This window comes from Paenibacillus sp. AK002 (assembly GCF_053903045.1).
Genome location: NZ_CP096377.1, coordinates 3,513,831 through 3,531,902 on the forward strand (window position 1 = coordinate 3,513,831; position 18,072 = coordinate 3,531,902).

The 18,072-nt window shown below is 49.5% G+C and carries 16 protein-coding genes; 1 reads left to right on the forward strand and 15 read right to left on the reverse strand.

Features of this window, described 5'->3' with window-relative positions; genetic code table 11:
• Window positions 1–55: 55 nt before the first annotated feature.
• The 15 genes from M1D70_RS15455 to M1D70_RS15525 form a co-directional block, all read right to left on the reverse strand.
• Entirely contained in the window at window positions 56–1,657 is a 1,602-nt protein-coding gene (locus M1D70_RS15455) for an extracellular solute-binding protein (RefSeq protein WP_456287206.1), read from the reverse strand.
• Between the two features lie 85 nt (window positions 1,658–1,742).
• Complete coding sequence (locus M1D70_RS15460) at window positions 1,743–2,609, reverse strand: carbohydrate ABC transporter permease (RefSeq protein WP_456287207.1); 867 nt, start codon at window positions 2,607–2,609, stop codon at window positions 1,743–1,745.
• A 23-nt stretch (window positions 2,610–2,632) separates the two neighbouring features.
• Window positions 2,633–3,583 carry an ABC transporter permease gene (locus M1D70_RS15465; RefSeq protein WP_456287208.1) on the reverse strand — a complete coding sequence of 317 codons (951 nt, stop codon included), beginning with the start codon at window positions 3,581–3,583 and terminating at the stop codon, window positions 2,633–2,635.
• Between the two features lie 268 nt (window positions 3,584–3,851).
• Window positions 3,852–5,093 carry a Gfo/Idh/MocA family protein gene (locus M1D70_RS15470; protein WP_456287209.1) on the reverse strand — a complete coding sequence of 414 codons (1,242 nt, stop codon included), beginning with the start codon at window positions 5,091–5,093 and terminating at the stop codon, window positions 3,852–3,854.
• Window positions 5,094–5,169: 76 nt separating this feature from the next.
• Complete coding sequence (locus tag M1D70_RS15475; RefSeq protein WP_456287210.1) at window positions 5,170–5,991, reverse strand: sugar phosphate isomerase/epimerase family protein; 822 nt, start codon at window positions 5,989–5,991, stop codon at window positions 5,170–5,172.
• Between the two features lie 38 nt (window positions 5,992–6,029).
• Window positions 6,030–7,199, reverse strand: coding sequence for a dihydrodipicolinate synthase family protein (locus tag M1D70_RS15480; protein WP_456290445.1), 1,170 nt, complete (start codon window positions 7,197–7,199; stop codon window positions 6,030–6,032).
• A 199-nt stretch (window positions 7,200–7,398) separates the two neighbouring features.
• The gene (locus M1D70_RS15485) at window positions 7,399–8,550 is read right to left on the reverse strand and encodes a Gfo/Idh/MocA family protein (protein WP_456290446.1); all 1,152 of its coding nucleotides are present in this window, start codon (window positions 8,548–8,550) and stop codon (window positions 7,399–7,401) included.
• 257 nt (window positions 8,551–8,807) lie between these two features.
• Entirely contained in the window at window positions 8,808–9,638 is an 831-nt protein-coding gene (locus tag M1D70_RS15490; RefSeq protein ID WP_456290447.1) for an AraC family transcriptional regulator, read from the reverse strand.
• Window positions 9,639–10,205: 567 nt separating this feature from the next.
• A complete protein-coding gene (locus tag M1D70_RS15495; protein WP_456287211.1) occupies window positions 10,206–10,403 on the reverse strand; it encodes a hypothetical protein in 198 nt (65 codons plus the stop codon).
• An 880-nt stretch (window positions 10,404–11,283) separates the two neighbouring features.
• Window positions 11,284–12,510 carry a copper amine oxidase N-terminal domain-containing protein gene (locus M1D70_RS15500; protein WP_456287212.1) on the reverse strand — a complete coding sequence of 409 codons (1,227 nt, stop codon included), beginning with the start codon at window positions 12,508–12,510 and terminating at the stop codon, window positions 11,284–11,286.
• A gap of 233 nt (window positions 12,511–12,743) precedes the next feature.
• Window positions 12,744–13,013, reverse strand: coding sequence for a DUF4181 domain-containing protein (locus M1D70_RS15505; RefSeq protein ID WP_456287213.1), 270 nt, complete (start codon window positions 13,011–13,013; stop codon window positions 12,744–12,746).
• A 267-nt stretch (window positions 13,014–13,280) separates the two neighbouring features.
• Window positions 13,281–13,958 (reverse strand): sugar phosphate isomerase/epimerase family protein, encoded by a 678-nt coding sequence (locus M1D70_RS15510; protein WP_456287214.1) that lies wholly within the window; start codon window positions 13,956–13,958, stop codon window positions 13,281–13,283.
• A 131-nt stretch (window positions 13,959–14,089) separates the two neighbouring features.
• Complete coding sequence (locus M1D70_RS15515) at window positions 14,090–14,941, reverse strand: phytanoyl-CoA dioxygenase family protein (protein ID WP_009590613.1); 852 nt, start codon at window positions 14,939–14,941, stop codon at window positions 14,090–14,092.
• Between the two features lie 148 nt (window positions 14,942–15,089).
• Complete coding sequence (locus M1D70_RS15520; RefSeq protein WP_009590617.1) at window positions 15,090–15,980, reverse strand: helix-turn-helix domain-containing protein; 891 nt, start codon at window positions 15,978–15,980, stop codon at window positions 15,090–15,092.
• 677 nt (window positions 15,981–16,657) lie between these two features.
• On the reverse strand, window positions 16,658–16,840 hold the full coding sequence (locus M1D70_RS15525; protein ID WP_009590620.1) for a hypothetical protein: 183 nt from the start codon (window positions 16,838–16,840) through the stop codon (window positions 16,658–16,660).
• A gap of 258 nt (window positions 16,841–17,098) precedes the next feature.
• On the opposite strand from M1D70_RS15525, the gene M1D70_RS15530 reads away from it, so the two are divergent.
• On the forward strand, window positions 17,099–17,905 hold the full coding sequence (locus M1D70_RS15530; RefSeq protein WP_456287215.1) for an aminoglycoside N(3)-acetyltransferase: 807 nt from the start codon (window positions 17,099–17,101) through the stop codon (window positions 17,903–17,905).
• Window positions 17,906–18,072: the final 167 nt, after the last annotated feature.

Genomic DNA, 18,072 nt, shown 5'->3' on the forward strand with positions numbered 1-18,072 from the left:
GGGACAGCAACGAAATAAGGATAAACCACGGACTGGTTTATCCTTATGCCATGGATTACTTGCTCTGTGCTTTGATTTCTCTGTAGTTCTTAATATTCTCATCCTGAACAGCCTGACCGCCGGCGTCCATATATTCCTTCACCAGCTTGTCATACAAGGCGTCGAACTCTGCCGGCTTGGCAACGACCAGCCTATCACTCATTTGCTTGTTCATGTCACCCAACGTTTTGCCGTACTTGATACTAGCTTCGTTCGAGACGCCGTAATAGAAGCCTGTATAACCATCCGTCGTATTGATCTTGTATGAATCGACAGCCAGTTTTTCATAGCTCTGATCTCCGGCTGCTAAGGCTGCTGCGTACGTTCGGACATTCTTTTCGGTATCGCCCAGCTCTGCACCGTTTACAATTAGAGTATAATCCATATTCAGATTGCTCGTTTGCATATTTTCGCCGGTTTGCGCAATCCCTTGCGGGATGCCGTTTACAAGGTTATGGTTGACGCCTTCTTCGCCAAACTGAAGGAAGAACATCACCTCCGGATCAGCCATCCAGTTCAGATACTTTATGGCCAGCTCCGCATTCTTGCTGCTTTTCGGGATGAAGGAGAAAATCCCGTTTTCGTTGTACATCTCTTTCAGGTATTTCCCCTCATCGTTTTTGAAGGTATCTACAGCAACATAGTTGGCATCAGGTGCATTTTGTTTTAGGGGTTCACGAATTTTTTGTGATAGTGGATAATCCCAGTTGGCGGCGTAGAAGCCTACCTTGCCGTTGGTCACATCGGCATCCGCTTGTTTGGTTGTTTTATCCAGCGCAAAGTCGGGGCTGATCAGCTTTTCATTGTACAGTTTGTTCAGCCATTTATACGCATCCTTGGTGCCGGGCTTCAGCCAATTGGTGGTGGTAACGAATTCCTCCTCCGACATCGGACCCCAGAACGAAGGAATCAGGTTGCCAAAGGTGTAGTTCATGCCGGAAGCAGCAGTTGCCCACGGAATGACGCCATCCACATTACCCGGGTTCTTGTCACGGAAAGCAACGAGGGTATTATATAATTCATCCCGATTCGTTGGAACAGGCATTCCCAGCTTATCCAGCCAATCCTTGCGGATAAACATGCCGTTCCAAGCGATCAGAGTCCGCTTGCCTGGGATCGAGATTTGTTTGCCCTCATATTTCCCGTAGGAAAGAACGTTCTCGCCCAGATAAGACTTTAATTGCTGGCCGTGCTTCTCCAACAATTCATCCAGTGTATAGAGGCCACCGCTTTTTGCGAAACGGGTTACGGTATTCCCGTCATAGGTGAAGGAAATATCAGGAGCTTCGTTGGCAGCCATCAACACATTCAGCTTGTCGACTTCTTGGGAACGGGGGACAGGAACAAATTTTACAATGGCGTTATTAGACTTTCCGAATTTTTCATTGACATATTTGGTCCACGTGTTGTTGTTCAAGTCCGGTTGTCCCTGAATACCTCTGTCAAACACTTCCACTGTCAAGGTTACTGGGGAACCGGAGCCCGTTTCCGATGCGTTGGACCCTTTTGATACCGTCTCCCCATTGTTATTGCCTGCGCCACCACAGCCTGCCACTCCTACGGCTAGAAGCACTGTGCTAAATAGAATTGCTGCTTTCTTCTTTAAGCCCTTATACACGTTAACCACCCTTTCGTTCTTGTGATTGATTCTCTTAAATCATCCGCGAGCCGGGATCCCCCCTTCATCATAATCTGTTTCCCCATCACCCCTTGATAGCCCCAGTCATCACACCATCCACGAAATACTTCTGCAGTTTAGGATAGATCAGCAAAATCGGAATCGTTGTAAACATGACACTGGCCGCTTTCAAAGACTCAGGGACAATATAGGAGCCGACACTTCCTTCCCCTCCTTGTTGGCTATCCAACTGCTGATTGGCCGAAATGATCTGGTATAGCTTCATCTGCATAGGGTACAGCTCTTTTTTCGTTATGTAGAACAGCGCATCCTGGAATCCATTCCATCTGTCCACCGCATAGAAAAGGCTTAATGTGGCGATCGATGGCAACGAAAGGGGGAGCACAATCTTGATGAGAATGCCCAGATCCGAACACCCATCAATGGCTGCCGATTCCTCCAGGCTCTCCGGAAGATTGCTGAAGAAGGTTTTCAGGATGATCATATTAAACACGCTCATGGCACCCGGCAAAACCAGGCTCCAGACCGAATTCATCATGCCCAGGTTTTTAACCAGAATATAGGAGGGAATTAAACCGCCGCTGAAATACATGGTGAAGACCAACGCCGTCAAAATAAAGTTTCTTCCCTTCAGCCGCTTCTTCGTTAACGGATACGCTGCACATATGGTCAGGAACATGCATACCAAAGTGTAGAATATCGTAAGCACAATACTGTATCCAAGCGTATATAGCATATCCATATCGCTCAATATGGTTTTGTACGTTTCTGCTGTGAAGTCTACTGGCCACAGTCCTACCTTTTGAGAAATAATCGCTTCGTTGGAACTGAAAGAAAGCGCAATCATGTACAGGAACGGTACGATACATGTGAAGGACAATGCCACGATAAATACAATGATGGCCATATCCGCTACAGTCATTTTTTTCATCTTGCGCTTATTGCTCGCCACCCTCACCATATCCCATCCTCGCCTAATTTTTTCGCAACAAAGTTTGCAGATAACAGCAGGATCAGGCCGACCACGGATTGGAACAATCCTACCGCCGTTGCCTGGGAGAAATCACCCGAACTAATACCAACTCTATACACGAAAGTACTGATAACATCAGAGTAATCGCTAACCAGTGAATTCCCCATCACAAAGGGACGGTCAAATCCGATAGAAACCATTCTTCCTATTTGGAGAATCAACAAAATATTGATGGTTGACTTAATGCCAGGCAGTGTAATATGCCACATTTTGCGAAGCCTGCTGCAGCCATCAATATCGGAGGCCTCATACAACTCCCTATTGATTCCGGTTATGGCCGCCAAATAAATGATGGTGCCCCATCCGATATTTTGCCATACGCCAACGGCAATATAAGTAATCAACCAAGGTGTTTTCTGCGACAGAAACTCGATCTTCTCCAAACCAAAGCTCGACAGGAAATTGTTGATCATGCCGCCGTTAGAAAACATCAGATAGACCATACCGCCAATAATAACCCAGGACAAAAAATGGGGCAGATACAACACGGTCTGGGTCATTTTCTTGAAATTTGCTTGTCTTACTTCATTGAGCAAAATCGCCAGAAGAATGGGCGCTGGAAAACCCGCGATCAAGTCCAGAACATTCAGGACCAGCGTATTCTTCAATGCACGGTAGAAGCTGTCCTGCTCAAAAATAAAACGGAACACATCCAGTCCTACCCATTCGCTCCCTCCAATTCCTTCAAAAATGTTGTAATCTTGGAATGCCATCACAAGGCCATAGATGGGAGCATACTTGAAAATCAGGATATAGGCCATAGGCAGCAACAAAAGAAAATATAACAGACCGTCTCTTTTGATGTAGTACAGAAAGTTTTTTTTCCTTTTTGTTGCGCCGTACTTTCGGGAGCTGTCTAAAACCGCTTTCATTTTCCCCATCCCTCCGACTGTAATAAAGAGCTCTCATGTTTATCATTCTACCTTCAGGATGAAATAAAAAAATGTACTCCCTTAAATCAATTTGGTAATAACTTAAAAAGGTAGTTGTATGTAAACTGAAGAGTGAGGAATTAGTTAGGAAAAAAATAAAGAACCAGAGACCACTTGGTCCTGATTCATTTAAATAGGTAACATGCCTCCAAAAATACATTAGGTTAAACCTCGACATTGTAAAAAGAAGAGCCCTGAAGGAACACCTCTAATTGGTCGGTCTACCGTTATTTGTGCGCATAGTGGCAGGCAGCTCGAATCGGTTGTAGCCCTCCATCCGGAACAGCCGGGTCGGCGTCGCCCAAGGAAGCGGATATTCACTGTACAGTTGCCGCTTCGCTGCCGCGTCTCTCATCTTCTCGGACAAGCTGGGCAGCAGGCGCACCGTGGAATCTCCATCCTCCCGCTCGGTCACGAATCGGCCGGGAATGGCACGAACGGCGCGAGCCGACTCAAAGGCGCCGTTGGATACCAGCACGAAGCCTCGGCTTGCCTTGAGCGGCGAGAAGAGTGGTTTCCCTGGGGTTTCGATCGCTTCCATTAGGTTCAGATACATGCTGCACATCAAATCAGTCGGACCAAACGCCAAATCCTCTTCGGCGTCCTGTGCGCGAATGGTCAACTTGTTCTGGTAATTCCAATGCGCTTCCCCTCGCGTTCCGTACACGGCAATCGAAGGCACTTCGCTGACTTCGTGACAAAGCATGGCGTAAAAATGAACGCTCACACCGTTAGCCATAACGGCGCGAATACAGGAGACATCGTCCCCATCGATGCCATTGACGTGGTAAAGCTCGGCCTGCACCGATTCCGGGTACAAGTCTGCGGCGCCTCCTCCGGCCGCCAGCAAACTATGGTGCAGCAAGTGAGCGAACGGATTGTTGAACGTCCCGTCCAGCACATACTGGCCGTCGCTGACCAGTTTGCCGGCCCAGCGGGTTCGATCGTAGTAAGAGCGAAGCCGTTTCCACATGCCAATGCCGACCACATGCTCCACCTGCCCGAGCACACCGGAGCCGATCCTTTCCAGCAGCGTTCGGAATGCCTGGCCCGACGTATTCTGGAAGTTCACCTGGCACAAGCGCCCGGTCTCCCTCTGCACCGCGATCATCTCGTCCAAGTCCTGAATCGTTACCGCCGGGGGCTTCTCCACCAGCACGTGAAAGCCCATCCGCATCACCTGGATGCACATCGGCTTGTGGGAGGAGATCGGCGTGACGAGGACGACGAAATCGATATCCGGATGCAGCGTGAGCATCTGCACGTAGTCTATATAATGGACGGCCCCAAGCGCGGTCAGCTTGCCGTAAGACTCCTGATGAGCGCCGACATTCGGCTCCGCAAAAGCAGCAACCTGCAGGCTACCCTCTTCGACCAGCTTCTGCATGACTTTCACATGTTCAGCGCCGAATCCCCCGATCCCGATCAGCGCGGTGCGACAAATCTTCACATTCCTTCCCTCCAAAGCTATGCCTTGACGAGCCGGAAACGATTCTCCCGGCCCGCCAAAGCTGCAAATTTATAATTCATACATGCTGCAAATAACGTTCCTTGATGAGCGTGAGCGCCTCGTCTCCCGGCATATCCCATACCTGCCGGTTGAAGATTTCCACCTCGATCGCCCCCACGTAACCGGCCGCTTCAACGGCATGACGCATCCGGCGCAACTCGATAACGCCGTCCCCCATCATCCCTCTGCCCATCAGCAGGTCGGGTACCGGCAAGATCCAATCGGAGACGTGGAAGCCGAGTATACGCCCCCTGGCCCGCTCAATTTGCGCGTACAGCTCGGGGTCCCACCAGACGTGGAACGCATCGACGACGACGCCGACGTCTTGCGGGTCGTGCTGCTCCGCGAGCGTGTTGGCTTGCGCCAGCGTATTGATGACGGAGCGTTCAGCGGCGTACATCGGGTGCAAAGGCTCGATGCCGAGCTTGACTCCGTGCGAGCGGGCGAACGGCACAAGTTCCGCGATCGCTTCTTCGACCGTCTTGCGGGCGAAATCGATATCCCGGTCTGGCGCCGGTCCGCAAACGAGCACGAGCACATCGGTGCCGAGCTCGGCCGCTTCCTCGACAGCGCGGCGATTGTCGTCCATCCGCTCTTTGCGCGCAGGCGCGGTGGCCGCCGGAAAATAACCCCCACGGCACAGGCTGGAGACGCGCAGGCCCGCGTCCCGCACAAGCCGCTTGCTCTCGGCCAGGCCGGTCTCGGCCACTTTATGCCGCCACAGCGCGATCCAAGGCACTTCGGCGCGAACGCATGCTTCCACGGCCTCACGCATATTCAGCCGATCGGTCGTAATCTGGTTCAAGCTGAGTCTGTCTATGGAACGAAGCGGTTCCATACTGATCCCTCCCGGATTTCAAACATCTCTATACATGATTACGGCCGAATACCCGCCAGCGCCAAGACAGGCTTCATCCGTTCGGCGGCAAGCTCCGGATCGGCCAATAGCCCGGCCCTGTCGGCAAGCACGAACAGCTCGGCCAAATGGACGATCGAGCGCGATCCCTCCGCTCCCCCGATCATGCGGAAATGCGGTTGGCGGCCGTTCAAGTAGGCCATGAACACAATTCCCGTCTTGTAGGCGTACGTCGGCTTCTGGAAAATATGACGCGACAAGGCAACGGTAGGCTCCATAATCGCCTCATAACTGACCAGATCCCCTGCGTCTAGCGCATGAAGCGCCTGGGCGGCGGCCGGCGCGATCGCGTCGAATATGCCGAGCAGCGCATGGCTGTAGCCCTGCTCATCACCCTTGATCAGTTCCGGGTAGTTGAAGTCGTCGCCGGTGTACATCTTGACGCCTTCCGGCAGCAGCCGGCGCATCTTGATTTCTTTGCCGGCATCGAGCAGCGAGATTTTAATCCCGTCGACCTTCTCTGTGTTTGCCCGAATGACGCGCAAACAAACGTCCATCGCCTCGTCCAGATCGTCCTTGCATCCCCAATAGCCGGCCAGAGCGGGATCGAACATGTCGCCGAGCCAATGCAGAATGACCGGCTGTTTCACCTGTCCCAAAATGCGCCCATACACCCGCTGGTAATCCTCGGGCCCTTTCGCGCAGGCGGCAAGCGCGCGGCTCGCCATCAGAATGACTTGACCGCCCTCGCCTTCGATGAAGCCGACTTGCTCTTCATAGGCGGCTTCCACGTCGGCGATCGTAATCGACGGTCCCGGAAACAGATGATCGGTTCCCGCGCCGCAGGCGATTTTGCCACCGACCGAGCGCGCTTCCGCGATCGAAGCGCGGATAAGCTCCTTCGAGCGGTTCCAGTCGAGGCCCATGCCGCGTTGGGCGGTATCCATCGCTTCCGCCACGGCCAGACCGAGCGACCACAGATGGTGCCGGTAGGAGAGCGTCAAGTTCCAATCAATCTGCGATTGATGCAGCGGATCTGCGTCCGCAAACGGATCGCAGACGACATGGGCGGCCGAGAAGGCGATGCGGCCCGTAAACGGCTTGGCCGGCACGGAGAACGAGCCTGCTTTGCCCGGAGTATATTCATACAACGCTCCCCCTGCGCGGGGGAGGAGCAACGATTTGGCCATCTGTATTCCCCTCCTTAAGAGGTAATTAAAAAATCGGCTTTTGATCACGAAGTATAGCTATGAAGCTTACTCGACGTCGAATCTTGAATTCAGCCGGGCCTTCCGCTACTCACGTAGGCCCACCTACGCTGCGTTGCTCAGTCCCTAGCTTCATCCAACCTTCTCGGTGCTGAAAAGCCGATTTTTTTAGTATTTATTTTTACAGGCTCAGCTTCGGCACGTCGATCCAGCGGCGTTCCTGCCACGACTGCAAGCTGAGATCGGCAAGCTGGGTGCCCTTCGCGCCTTCGAGCAAATCCCACGGAAACGGCGTGCCGATGACGACATGCTTCAAGAAAAGTTCCCATTGCACCTTGAACGCGTTGTCGTATGATGCGTTGTCCGGCACCTCCACCCATTGGTCACGGAACTGGAACGGGTTCGGAATGTCCGGATTCCATACCGGCTTCGGCGTATTGACCCGATGCTGCGTCTTGCAGTCCCGCAAACCCGCCACGGCGCTGCCTTCGGTGCCGTCGACCGTAACCGTGAGCAGATCGTCGCGGTCTACGCGCACCGCCCAGGACGAGTTGGCCTGCACGATAATGCCGCCTTCCAGTTCAAATATGGCGTACGCCGCATCGTCCGCCGTGCAATCGTACGGAACGCCCTGTTCATCCAGACGTTTCGGAATATGCGTAGCGGCAAGACAGGAAACAGCCTTCACTTCCCCGAACAAATTCTCGAGAACATAGCGCCAGTGTGCAAACATGTCGACGATAATGCCGCCGCCGTCTTCCTTGCGGTAGTTCCACGATGGCCTCTGACCCTGCTGCCAGTCGCCCTCGAACACCCAATAGCCGAATTCCATCCGCACGGACAGGATACGCCCGAAGAAGCCAGAGTCGTTTAAGCGTTTCAGCTTGAGCAATCCTGGCAAAAACAGCTTGTCTTGCACGACGCCGTTTCTCACCCCGGCCTCAGCGGCGATGCGGGCCAGTTCAAGCGCCCCTTCCAAATCGACGGCCGTCGGCTTCTCGCAATAAATATGCTTTCCCGCGGCGATCGCCTGCTTGATGCTTTCGGCGCGGCGCACCGTCGTCTGGCTGTCGAAATAAATTTCGTAGTACGGATCGGCGAGGCATGCTTCAAGATCGGTACTCCAACGTTCGACGCCGTGGGCGGCGGCCAGCGCCTGCAGCTTGCTCTCCTGCCGTCCGATCAGAATCGGGTCGGGCATGATGACGTCTCCGTCCGGTAGCGCGACGCCCCCTTGCTTTCGAATCGCAAGAATCGAACGGACCAAATGCTGGTTGGTTCCCATCCGTCCGGTAACGCCGTTCATAATAATGCCGATGTTGCGAACTGCCACATTCATCGCTCCCTTCGCTTCGTATAACCGTATTGTAGTCGATGCGAAACCGCTTTTCTTACGATTACGGGAACACGATTCTCAATTTTGGAAGCGAATTATTCGAGCGAAAAACAAAATCCCCGCCGACGTTTAGCCGATGGGGGATGAAGGGAAAAATATGTTTCAATCAATCGGCCGGACGTCCTTTGATCGTTATCTTGTTCCTTTGATCGCACATTGTGCACTCGCTGTCCATTTGACGGAAGGATCCCTGCCTACTCAGCATGCTCGGGCGCGTTCAGCTCCCGGTACGTTTTTGGCGACAGCTTGGCGACAGCTTTGAACGACCGGTAAAACGTAGACACGGAATCGTAGCCGACCTCGAAGCAGATCGAAATAATGTCCTTACCCGTTTCCACCAGCAACTTCTGGGCGACGCGGATGCGTACCTCGGTCAAATATTGCATCGGTGTCATGTTGTACCGTTCCTTGAAGATGTTGTTCACGTGCCGCGTGCTGATGTCCAGCTTGGAGGCGATGTCCCCCGCGGTCAGAGGATCAAAATACTTCGAATCGATATAGCTGCGAATTTTCTCGGCGCGCAGCTTGTTGGAGCCGGAGCCCGCTCCGGCGGCCTCCGTTCCGGACGATCGAACCAGCAAGAGCAGCAACTGGGACAGCTGGACTTTGAGCGAAAGCCGGACGAGCGGCGACAGCTCCCTGGACTGCTCGAACAGCATTTTCCTCAGCAGCTGACGCAGTTCGCTCGCAGCAAACAATCCCGGCTTCATCAGGCAGGAGGCCGGAAAGTAGGCGTGGAGCAGCTGCTCCCTCATATCCGGATCGAGCACTGCCTCGTCAAACGCCAACACTAACAAGGTCAGCCTGAAGTCGGACATGACGGAGTGGACGGAATACGGAACGATCAGCGCCGTATCGTCGACCGTCAGCTTCCGAACCTCACCCCCTAGCCGGATCGTGCCTTCCCCTTCCAGCACAAATAGCAGCTGGTGCGTCTGATGATAGTGCTCGGACACGTGATGCCCGCCCCTATGTTTCTGCTCGTATAAGTCTATCGCATTCCTGGACAAGTCGATCCATTTCATCGTCACGGCGAAGCCCCCGTTTTTTTGAGCGTTACATTTAAAGCCATTTTAGCGCGATCTGCGGCTTCGATACAACATTTGACAAAATCAACGTAGCAAATCCAAGGATGCGTCTGAGTGTAAACGGGCCCATCCGTTCAAAATTTTGCGGTCCCCTATTTGAAAGTTTATCTTGCATGGCGCTTTCTAGTTGGAAACGGTGAATATGCTTTAACATCCAATTCGCTCCATACACTCATGTCTTGGTCAATCGAATATATACTCAACAACGATTAGCTTGGTGTCGATCAAACATCCACCTAATCATCGTTCTTTGATCATGGACATTCCTTGAAAAGTTCATCCTTGTTGAGGACCCTGAATGTTATACCTCGCCAACTGTAATGCCCCCGTTTCCCTTTTAGCGTCCTGTTTCTGTATATCTGTGAGCCTCGGTCCTCCATCTGATCTCAAGGTTAAAGTGACGTTGGAGGTGGGAAAAATCCATCTACTAGTCCAACCCTCTTCCAGCTAGGTTGAACCTTAAGATACCTTTCTTAAATGACGCTCTTATGTGAATTGAATTACTCAGTCCAAAAGCGTGTTTATGCGAATACGGTCAATCTTTGCATCTTTGATATGGAACGTCATTACATCCACATAGTTGGCCGGCGTATACCGGTAATCAACCTCAGCGCTGGTCGCTCCATTGCCCATTAGATTCCCTTCATGCACGCATGCCTCGTACCATATCCATCTTGATACCGTCATAAATAAACGGCTCAAGGCCTGGACTGACGATTTATCGACAGATCAGTAATAAAATATTGTTTAGTCGTTACAATAATCTCATCAATCTTTAAGTCTTTCTATCTGACCAGCTATAATTTGCGGGGGATCGGATTTCATTACGGCAAGTACTAAAGCTGCTCCTAAAACTAACGTTCTCAACATTTCAACTCCTCTTCGCAAAATCCAACCTACTTTTTAGACGAACCTGGAATAAATTTGTTTTGTTAAACTTCTCGTAACTTAATAAAATTGCATGGAAACATAGTTATATATTTATCTAATCGGTAATCGGACCATGTTCCCTGTTGCGGCATTGGACCTCTTTGAGAACGTGTGCGGGGTGAAATCAAATCCGGAATGTAACCATGTTCTTGTCATCAGTCTGGAATGTTATCAAGTTCTTGTCATTGTGTATTGACAAGAACTTGATAACATAAATATAAAAAGCCGCATAATTAGCGGCTTCTAATGTTAAAACGAAACGTCCATTTTATAGCGTTTGTGAGGGGCTACGCTATCCTGACTGTTAGTTTAAGAAAGGCAGCCGATCTCGCTTACGGCTGCCATCTTATCTTGTATTGAATAAATTGTTTCCGTTAGCTTCATTATTTGGGGGTGCTATGAGCTATGGCAAATGCGGTAAAGTTCCCTCCGGCTTTCGCCACGGAGCTAAGCATATATATGTGTGGCTAATGCTTTTTCATGACCCAACATACCTTGGATGAAATCCAGGGGGCACCGTTATCTAGTAGCTGGCAAGCATAAGTATGTTAAAAGCGATGCGGAAATACATTCGCTTCGATTCTCCCCGAGCTGCAAGCCGTTTTAATGCCCTTCGACTTAAACGTCAGACAATTAGATAAACACCAGCTGCTTATTTCATGTCCTGCCAGCTTTTAAAATCGTGAACGGCAAAGCCGGCATAGCTTGCGTAGCGAGCCAATTGATTATGGGCAGATTGAAGCTCCTTTTCCATCACTTCATTGCTCATGGAAAAGAATGAGACCCGCGGACCCTCTGTGCTTTTGACCGTTTCTACAGCAACAACCACTTTCTTCTTCAGAGTGGATGCTTCTCTCAGCATGGCCTGCGCATTTTCCACAATTCCATTGCTGCCTAATGCATGATTCCGATAATTCATTATGACGAGGCAATCGAACTTCTCGAGCAACCATGCGCTCATACTGTAATCCTTCCCCGGAACATTAATCGTATTCAGCCAATACGGAACATCGATAGCAATTTTCAAGCCGCTCCCTCTGGTTTCTTTCTCGATCAGTCTCAAATTGTCCATCCAGCTTTCAATAATCGCCTTGTTGTCCTTTGTCCATTCGCTTAGCGCATAAGGTTCAATATCGAAATGCAGTCCTGTAAAGCTTGCTTCCGGGCCAACAAAGGAATTATAGGTTTTAACCCACGTGATGAATTTTCGAATATCCTCCTGCTTAGACTTATAGACCCATTCGGGACGCCCCTCAAGTGCTTCCACTTGAATTCCTTCGCTTTTGGCTTTTCGTATAAAACCTTCATATATCGCTGGATCGATATCTCTATTCACCTGAAGGTAAATAGATGTCACACCCTTCATTTTTGCGAAGCTTATAATTTTCTCTTGATCTTGTTTGATGATGTGACTGTCCCATATCCATGTTCCTTTCGGAACATTGGCCACGGAGGTCATAATGCTCACCAGATTGCGCGTGGGCTGCCACTCCACATTAGCATGCAGGGCTTCACTTATAAAACGCAACGGAACCATCGTGCGGCCGTTTTTGAGCACTGCCGACCCTTCAAAGTCTACTCTTTTACCGTTCACCAGTGCATGGTGATCGCCAATCACCAAAATAACAGTGTCACGGTTAAGCGTGATCGTGATTTGTTTTAATTTTGAGTCCCATTTCGTAGCAGCTCCAAGCTTGTCGGATAAAAAAGCAAGTGGAACCATCGTAAGGTTGGATCTCTGATCGACATATGGGTGCTCATCCGGGAAATGTACATCACGCCCATCCACGGATACTTGGACTTCAGAAGCGTAAATAGCGGGGCTAAACGCAGCTAAACTTAGCATGATAGCTAACGTGCATACTAGCAATTTTCTCATGGGTGATTTCCTATCTTTTTGAATTTGTTCTTTTTCTTACTGTGCACGCATTGTCACATAATGAAATTATAAGGTATGTAATAATTGGTAACAAGATCAACAGGCTCGATCGAATTTTAGAATTTGAAAAAAAGGATGGCTTATACATAAATCTAGCTTATCGTAATTGATAATATCAATTTTCCCAGACCCAAAAGCGTAAGCCCGCCCCATTACCAACGAAATACTAAGGACTACAACTGGGACCGAGAATAACTTTTATTATTCACTACTATTACCTCAAAGAGTAGTGTGAATGCCAATATAAATGATACTCTATGTCGTTTCGTTTCTTTAACATACTTCCACTCCATGTAACCACGATAAAAAAAGGGTATTGCCAACAGAAGTGCAATTAAGAGTTGTGGTTGGCTTCGATCTAAAAGCCAAATTGCGAGTAAGACTGGTGTAAGTAAGATTAATGAAATGATAATATACTGCTTATGCATTGGTGTATCATTCATATCTTCTTCCCAACAACTACCATTTTGCTAGAACAAAATGTCAGCTCATAATTAACGCGGATCAATAGTATCGTTTGGACCGCCAGTAAGGTAATGATCGTCGGATCGTCGGATCGTCGGATCGTCGATAAGGATACCATCAACACATCTGGATATTTGACTATCCTGCCTATTAGTTGAACAAAAGTTACTTATGGTACGGAAGCACAAATAAAGCGCATTCTCGTTGTAATAGAGAATACGCTTGAACATGATGTCGGCTGATCGTTACTCATTGAAGGATTCGCGTGCAATCTCAGCAGCGATAAATTGTCTCATCCAGTCGCACACCTCCCGTAAATTCGCCACAGGTTCATTGCTGAAAGGCAATGTGTGCAAATAATTTGGCGGGCCGAATTCGGTCGTAACCGACAAGCACTCTGCTCCCTCTTTACTACGATGTTGATAAATCTCGTGCCACCAACGGGTATGAGTTAAGAGTTCCTGCTGGTATTCGGGAGCGGCCGGATGCGGAACTTGCGGTCCTTGCGCATAGCCGACACGGGCATGAATATGGACGGACCTTGAGATCGCGAGCTTTACATTGTACACCTGGTTTTCGAGAAGCGATTCACACACAGCACACCAGTGACTGAAATCTGCTGTAAGCTTTAATTGCGGAAAATGCTGCAGCAATCTAGCCGTATTCCAGGGTGTGAACATGGCCCGCCCTCGATGGGTTTCGTGAGCGACCTGGACACCCAGCTCGGCTTCCAGCATTACGGCTCTGCCAAAGAACCGCAGCTGATCTCGGAACGGCATGCAGTCTTGCGCACTGTGCGAAACAATTTTTACTGGGGAAAAATGTTTCGCTCGCAGTAACTGCTCTTCAAATGAAACACTATGATTACCATGGGTATAAATTTGAGCAATAAACTTTAACTGGTACTGTTCCAGCAAATCCATAAATCGCTGTTGATCCTGCGGGCCGGGAAGGCCAGCTTCAACCCCATCTTATCCCGCTTCAGCGATTTGCTTGAAGCTTTCTTCCCAACTGCCGGTCATGCCCCACAAAGCCTTATATATCGCGACCTTCATTAGAACTTGGCCTCATAAAGCACAGGCCAGGCTTCACCTTCGAATAGCTCTCCATCTTTACCTGCCATCATTTGCGCATTAAAATGGCCATCTCCTCTTGGAGTGTAGGTGTATCTCGTCTTCCCCGTCATCAAATGTACAGCCATCGAGCGGCGAGCGCCTTCGGTTATGTTAGGTCCGCTGCCGTGAATGGTCAGCGCGTGGTGGAAGCTTACCTGACCGGCTTTCATCACCATCGGAACTGTAGTGAAGCTTTCATTTTCCGGAATATCCATCGTTTCCTGCTGCTTCTCCATGTTTTGCTCGAAGAAATCACTCACGTTCAGAAGCCCCCATTTATGACTTCGCGGCACCATTTGCATACACCCATTGGACAAGTCCACATCGGTAAATGCCACCCACGCAGTAATGAGCGACGGCTCCTTACAGCATTGCCAATACGAATAATCTTGGTGCCAGCCCACATTAGCCGTTTCTGTACCATTACCTCTGCCCGGTTTATAAAGCAGTTGGTCGTGAAACAGCCGAATCGCATCGGCATGCATCAGTTTGGCGGCAATGGCTCCGATGGTAGGGTCGGTCGCAACCTGACGAAGCGTCCTGTCGGACCAATGAGAGTTATCCGTTTTCCGCAACGCTTTCGGGTTATTCTGACCTTCCAACCAATTGCATACCGGTTCTCTCCCCGTCTCGTATTCACCTTTGTACATCTTGTCTTGATGTTCCTTAATCTGAGCAAGCTCTTCCTGCGAGAAGATGACCGGAGACATCCAATAACCATTCTCGTCAAAAAAAGCAACATCCCGCTCCGATGGAAGACAATTCACACGTACATCATGATGATTTACCATCTGTCAACACCTCATCCTAACTTTTTTTGAATCTGCTGTAATTATACTTGTGATACTGCGGAATGTATTTTTAAATAATTGCTTTAAATTTAAACATTTTCACCAATTAAACTCTCTTCTGCGTCTTGCACTGCGCAGGATGGACCGGTCAACGAGAGGTATTGTGATTTCGGAACTCGAGGGGGGATTTTCCACTGTGCCGCTTAAAGAATATGCTGAACGTATGGATCGATGTGAAATGCAGCTTCACGGCGATGGAACTTACCGATTCGCCGGTTTCAAGCAGCAAGTGCTTCGCCTTGTCCAAACAGAGTGAACGAATATACTCCCCGATGGTTACCCCCAAATGCTCTTTAAATTCCCGGGCCAGATGTGAACGACTGATATGGAACTGATGCGCAAGGTCATTGATTGTAAGATCGGCACGAATTTCAGCATGCAAGTAGTTTAATACTTCGATAATGTCCGAAGGCAGTTTTTTCGCTCCATGATTTCTTTCTTGCGATGAGGCCTTATAGATTCGTACTATGGAGACAAGCAATTGGATAAACAATCCTTGTACCATCGTTTTACTTAAAAAGATTTTCATGCGCAGTTCATCAAAAATGTTATCGAATATGCTTTTTATGAGACCATTTTCGTCCTTCTCCACCCGATTAAAACCGATTTTGTAATATTCCACTTCCAAGCTTCTCATCTGCTCGAGATTAAAGCCAAGGTAATACAACCTAAACGGCAAGTCTCCAGCGGCAGCTCCCTGATGACTTTCGCCTGGTTTCGTTATAAAAAGATCTCCCTGACTAACCGTGTAGTAAGATCCGTCTATCGTAAACCACCCTTGCCCACTTTCTACATAACACAGTTCAAAATGTTCATGATGGTGACCGGGCACATGCCATGTTTCGTATAAAACGACTCCGATATAAGATAAATTTTCAAATTCGGTCTCGTAAGGAAGCTCGAAACGAATTTCTTTGTCTGATTCAAGCAAACGTGAATCCTTTGGTGTGTTATATTTGGTGGAACGTTTCTTCTCCATCTGGCCACCTCCCTTATTCAAGAATATACTTAAGATTCAAGTACAACAAGGGTTTTCAAGACTCCAAAGCGAATGGTCGTCACACCTTGAGCCCGGTCAATACTACCCCATCGATAAGAGTCATAGGCGAGTAACACAGGCCGATTCCATCCATCAGACTTCTTATTTGCCCTGTCTTCTCTCCACATCCTTGGCATATTACGCCACAATGGTCTCATAGTAGGGTAACGCAGAGTTGCTCCGCTTCCATCACTATAGCTCGTTCTATTAATGCAGCCCGTATACGGGAGCGTCTCGACATCGGGGCCTCAGCTAACCAGCTGGCCATATAGCCATCCGGATGCTGCCTGAACTTAACGGGGGTCTGAGTATTGCCGATCCGCATAATGGGGCCTTCGGTCGATATTACTTCACTGATGATCAGCTTAAGTCTGCCGTCCCATGAAACGGCCCGTCATGGCTAAGCAATATCGTCTCATCCTCATAATCAACAACGACAATCTCCGAGAAGCTCATTATTAACTTTTTCGGCTATTCGCTTTACACAGAAAAAAACAGTCAGACCTAATATGTAAGGTCTGACTGTTGCAATTATTCACCTGTCAATTCATCATTCATTCTTTGTATTTCAAATAGATATCAATAGCGGCCTATCCAACATCAATTTCGGCTAAATGTTAAAGAATATGCTTGGTCAACTGATATAATTTTAGTGCGTCCTTCTTGCTAAGCGTCGGGAGATCGAGATCAACGGGCTTGGTTCGGTCCCAGGCGATGAGGGGCTGGGATGGAGGATTATCCATCAGCTTAATGATCGGTTGAATACTCCTCTCAACCGGCTGTGTGAAGAGCTTGCCCATTCTGTCCCCTCATATAAAAAAGGGCCACTCCTTACGGGACGGCCCATTTTTGTTAATTCAGTTCCTGTACTCTTCCCAATATTGGTTCAAATACGTTTCCATAGGACTTATTTGTACTTTTCAGACCTTCTATGTATAATTCGGGGAGGAACTTTATTCTACAACATAAGGGCTATGCTTTTCTGGCGAGCAGCCAGCAACAACCCCGCTCATGCAGCGGGGTTGTTTTTTTATGTTGTCATTTCGGGAGGGGATCACATGGAGGAGCAGGCAAAACAGCCGAGAATGATTTTAACGAAGCAAGACCTTATCGAACAGCTTGGACGGTGCGGGGTGTCAGCAGGACAGACCTTAATCGTCCATACTTCTTTGAAAAGCCTCGGCTATGTTGTAGGCGGTGCGGAAACGTTCATCCGCGCGCTGCTCACGCTCATTGGAGAGCAAGGGACGGTGATGGTGCCGGCGCAAACGTGGAAAAATCTTGATCCGGTGACCGGCGTTCACTGGGATGCGGAAGAGGCTTGGTGGCCGATTATCCGGGAGCAATGGCCCGCTTATGATAAGGCGATCACTCCGGCGATCGGGATGGGCGTTGTTGCCGAGATGCTCCGCACATGGCCGGGAGCAAGGCGCTCAGACCATCCGGCGCGGTCTTTCGCGGCCGTCGGCAAGCATGCGGAGTATTTGACGGAAAGCCATGATTTAAGTCATGTTTTTGGCCAAGGCTCCCCTCTCGACAAGCTGTACGAACTGGATGGCTATGTACTGCTCATCGGTGTCGGGCATGAGAAAAACACCTCGCTCCATCTCGCAGAAACCAGGGCCGATTATCCCGGAAAGACGTATACGGAAGAAAGCAGCGCCATGATCATTGACGAGGAGCGTAGGTGGGTAACCTATACGACGCAAGAGGTTTACGATCGGGATTTTGTCCCGCTTGGCGCCGAATTCGAGCAGAAGCACCGTGTCGCGGTGCATCAGGTAGGGGACGCGTTTGTCAGGTTGATCCGCCAAAGACAGCTGGTTGACTGGGCAGCCACATGGATGAAGCGTAACCGGGTGTAAGGATCTTCAAAAGGCATGTGCGCGGGTTGTCGTCCGAGCAGGCTTTTGTGTCATTGGACACTAAGAAGCGGCGTCGGCCATGCGCGAAGGGCGGCATACCGGTTCATCCCTCCGTTTACGAAGTTTTATTCTGTATCTTCGAAAAAGCACATCCCGGGCGCGTTGCC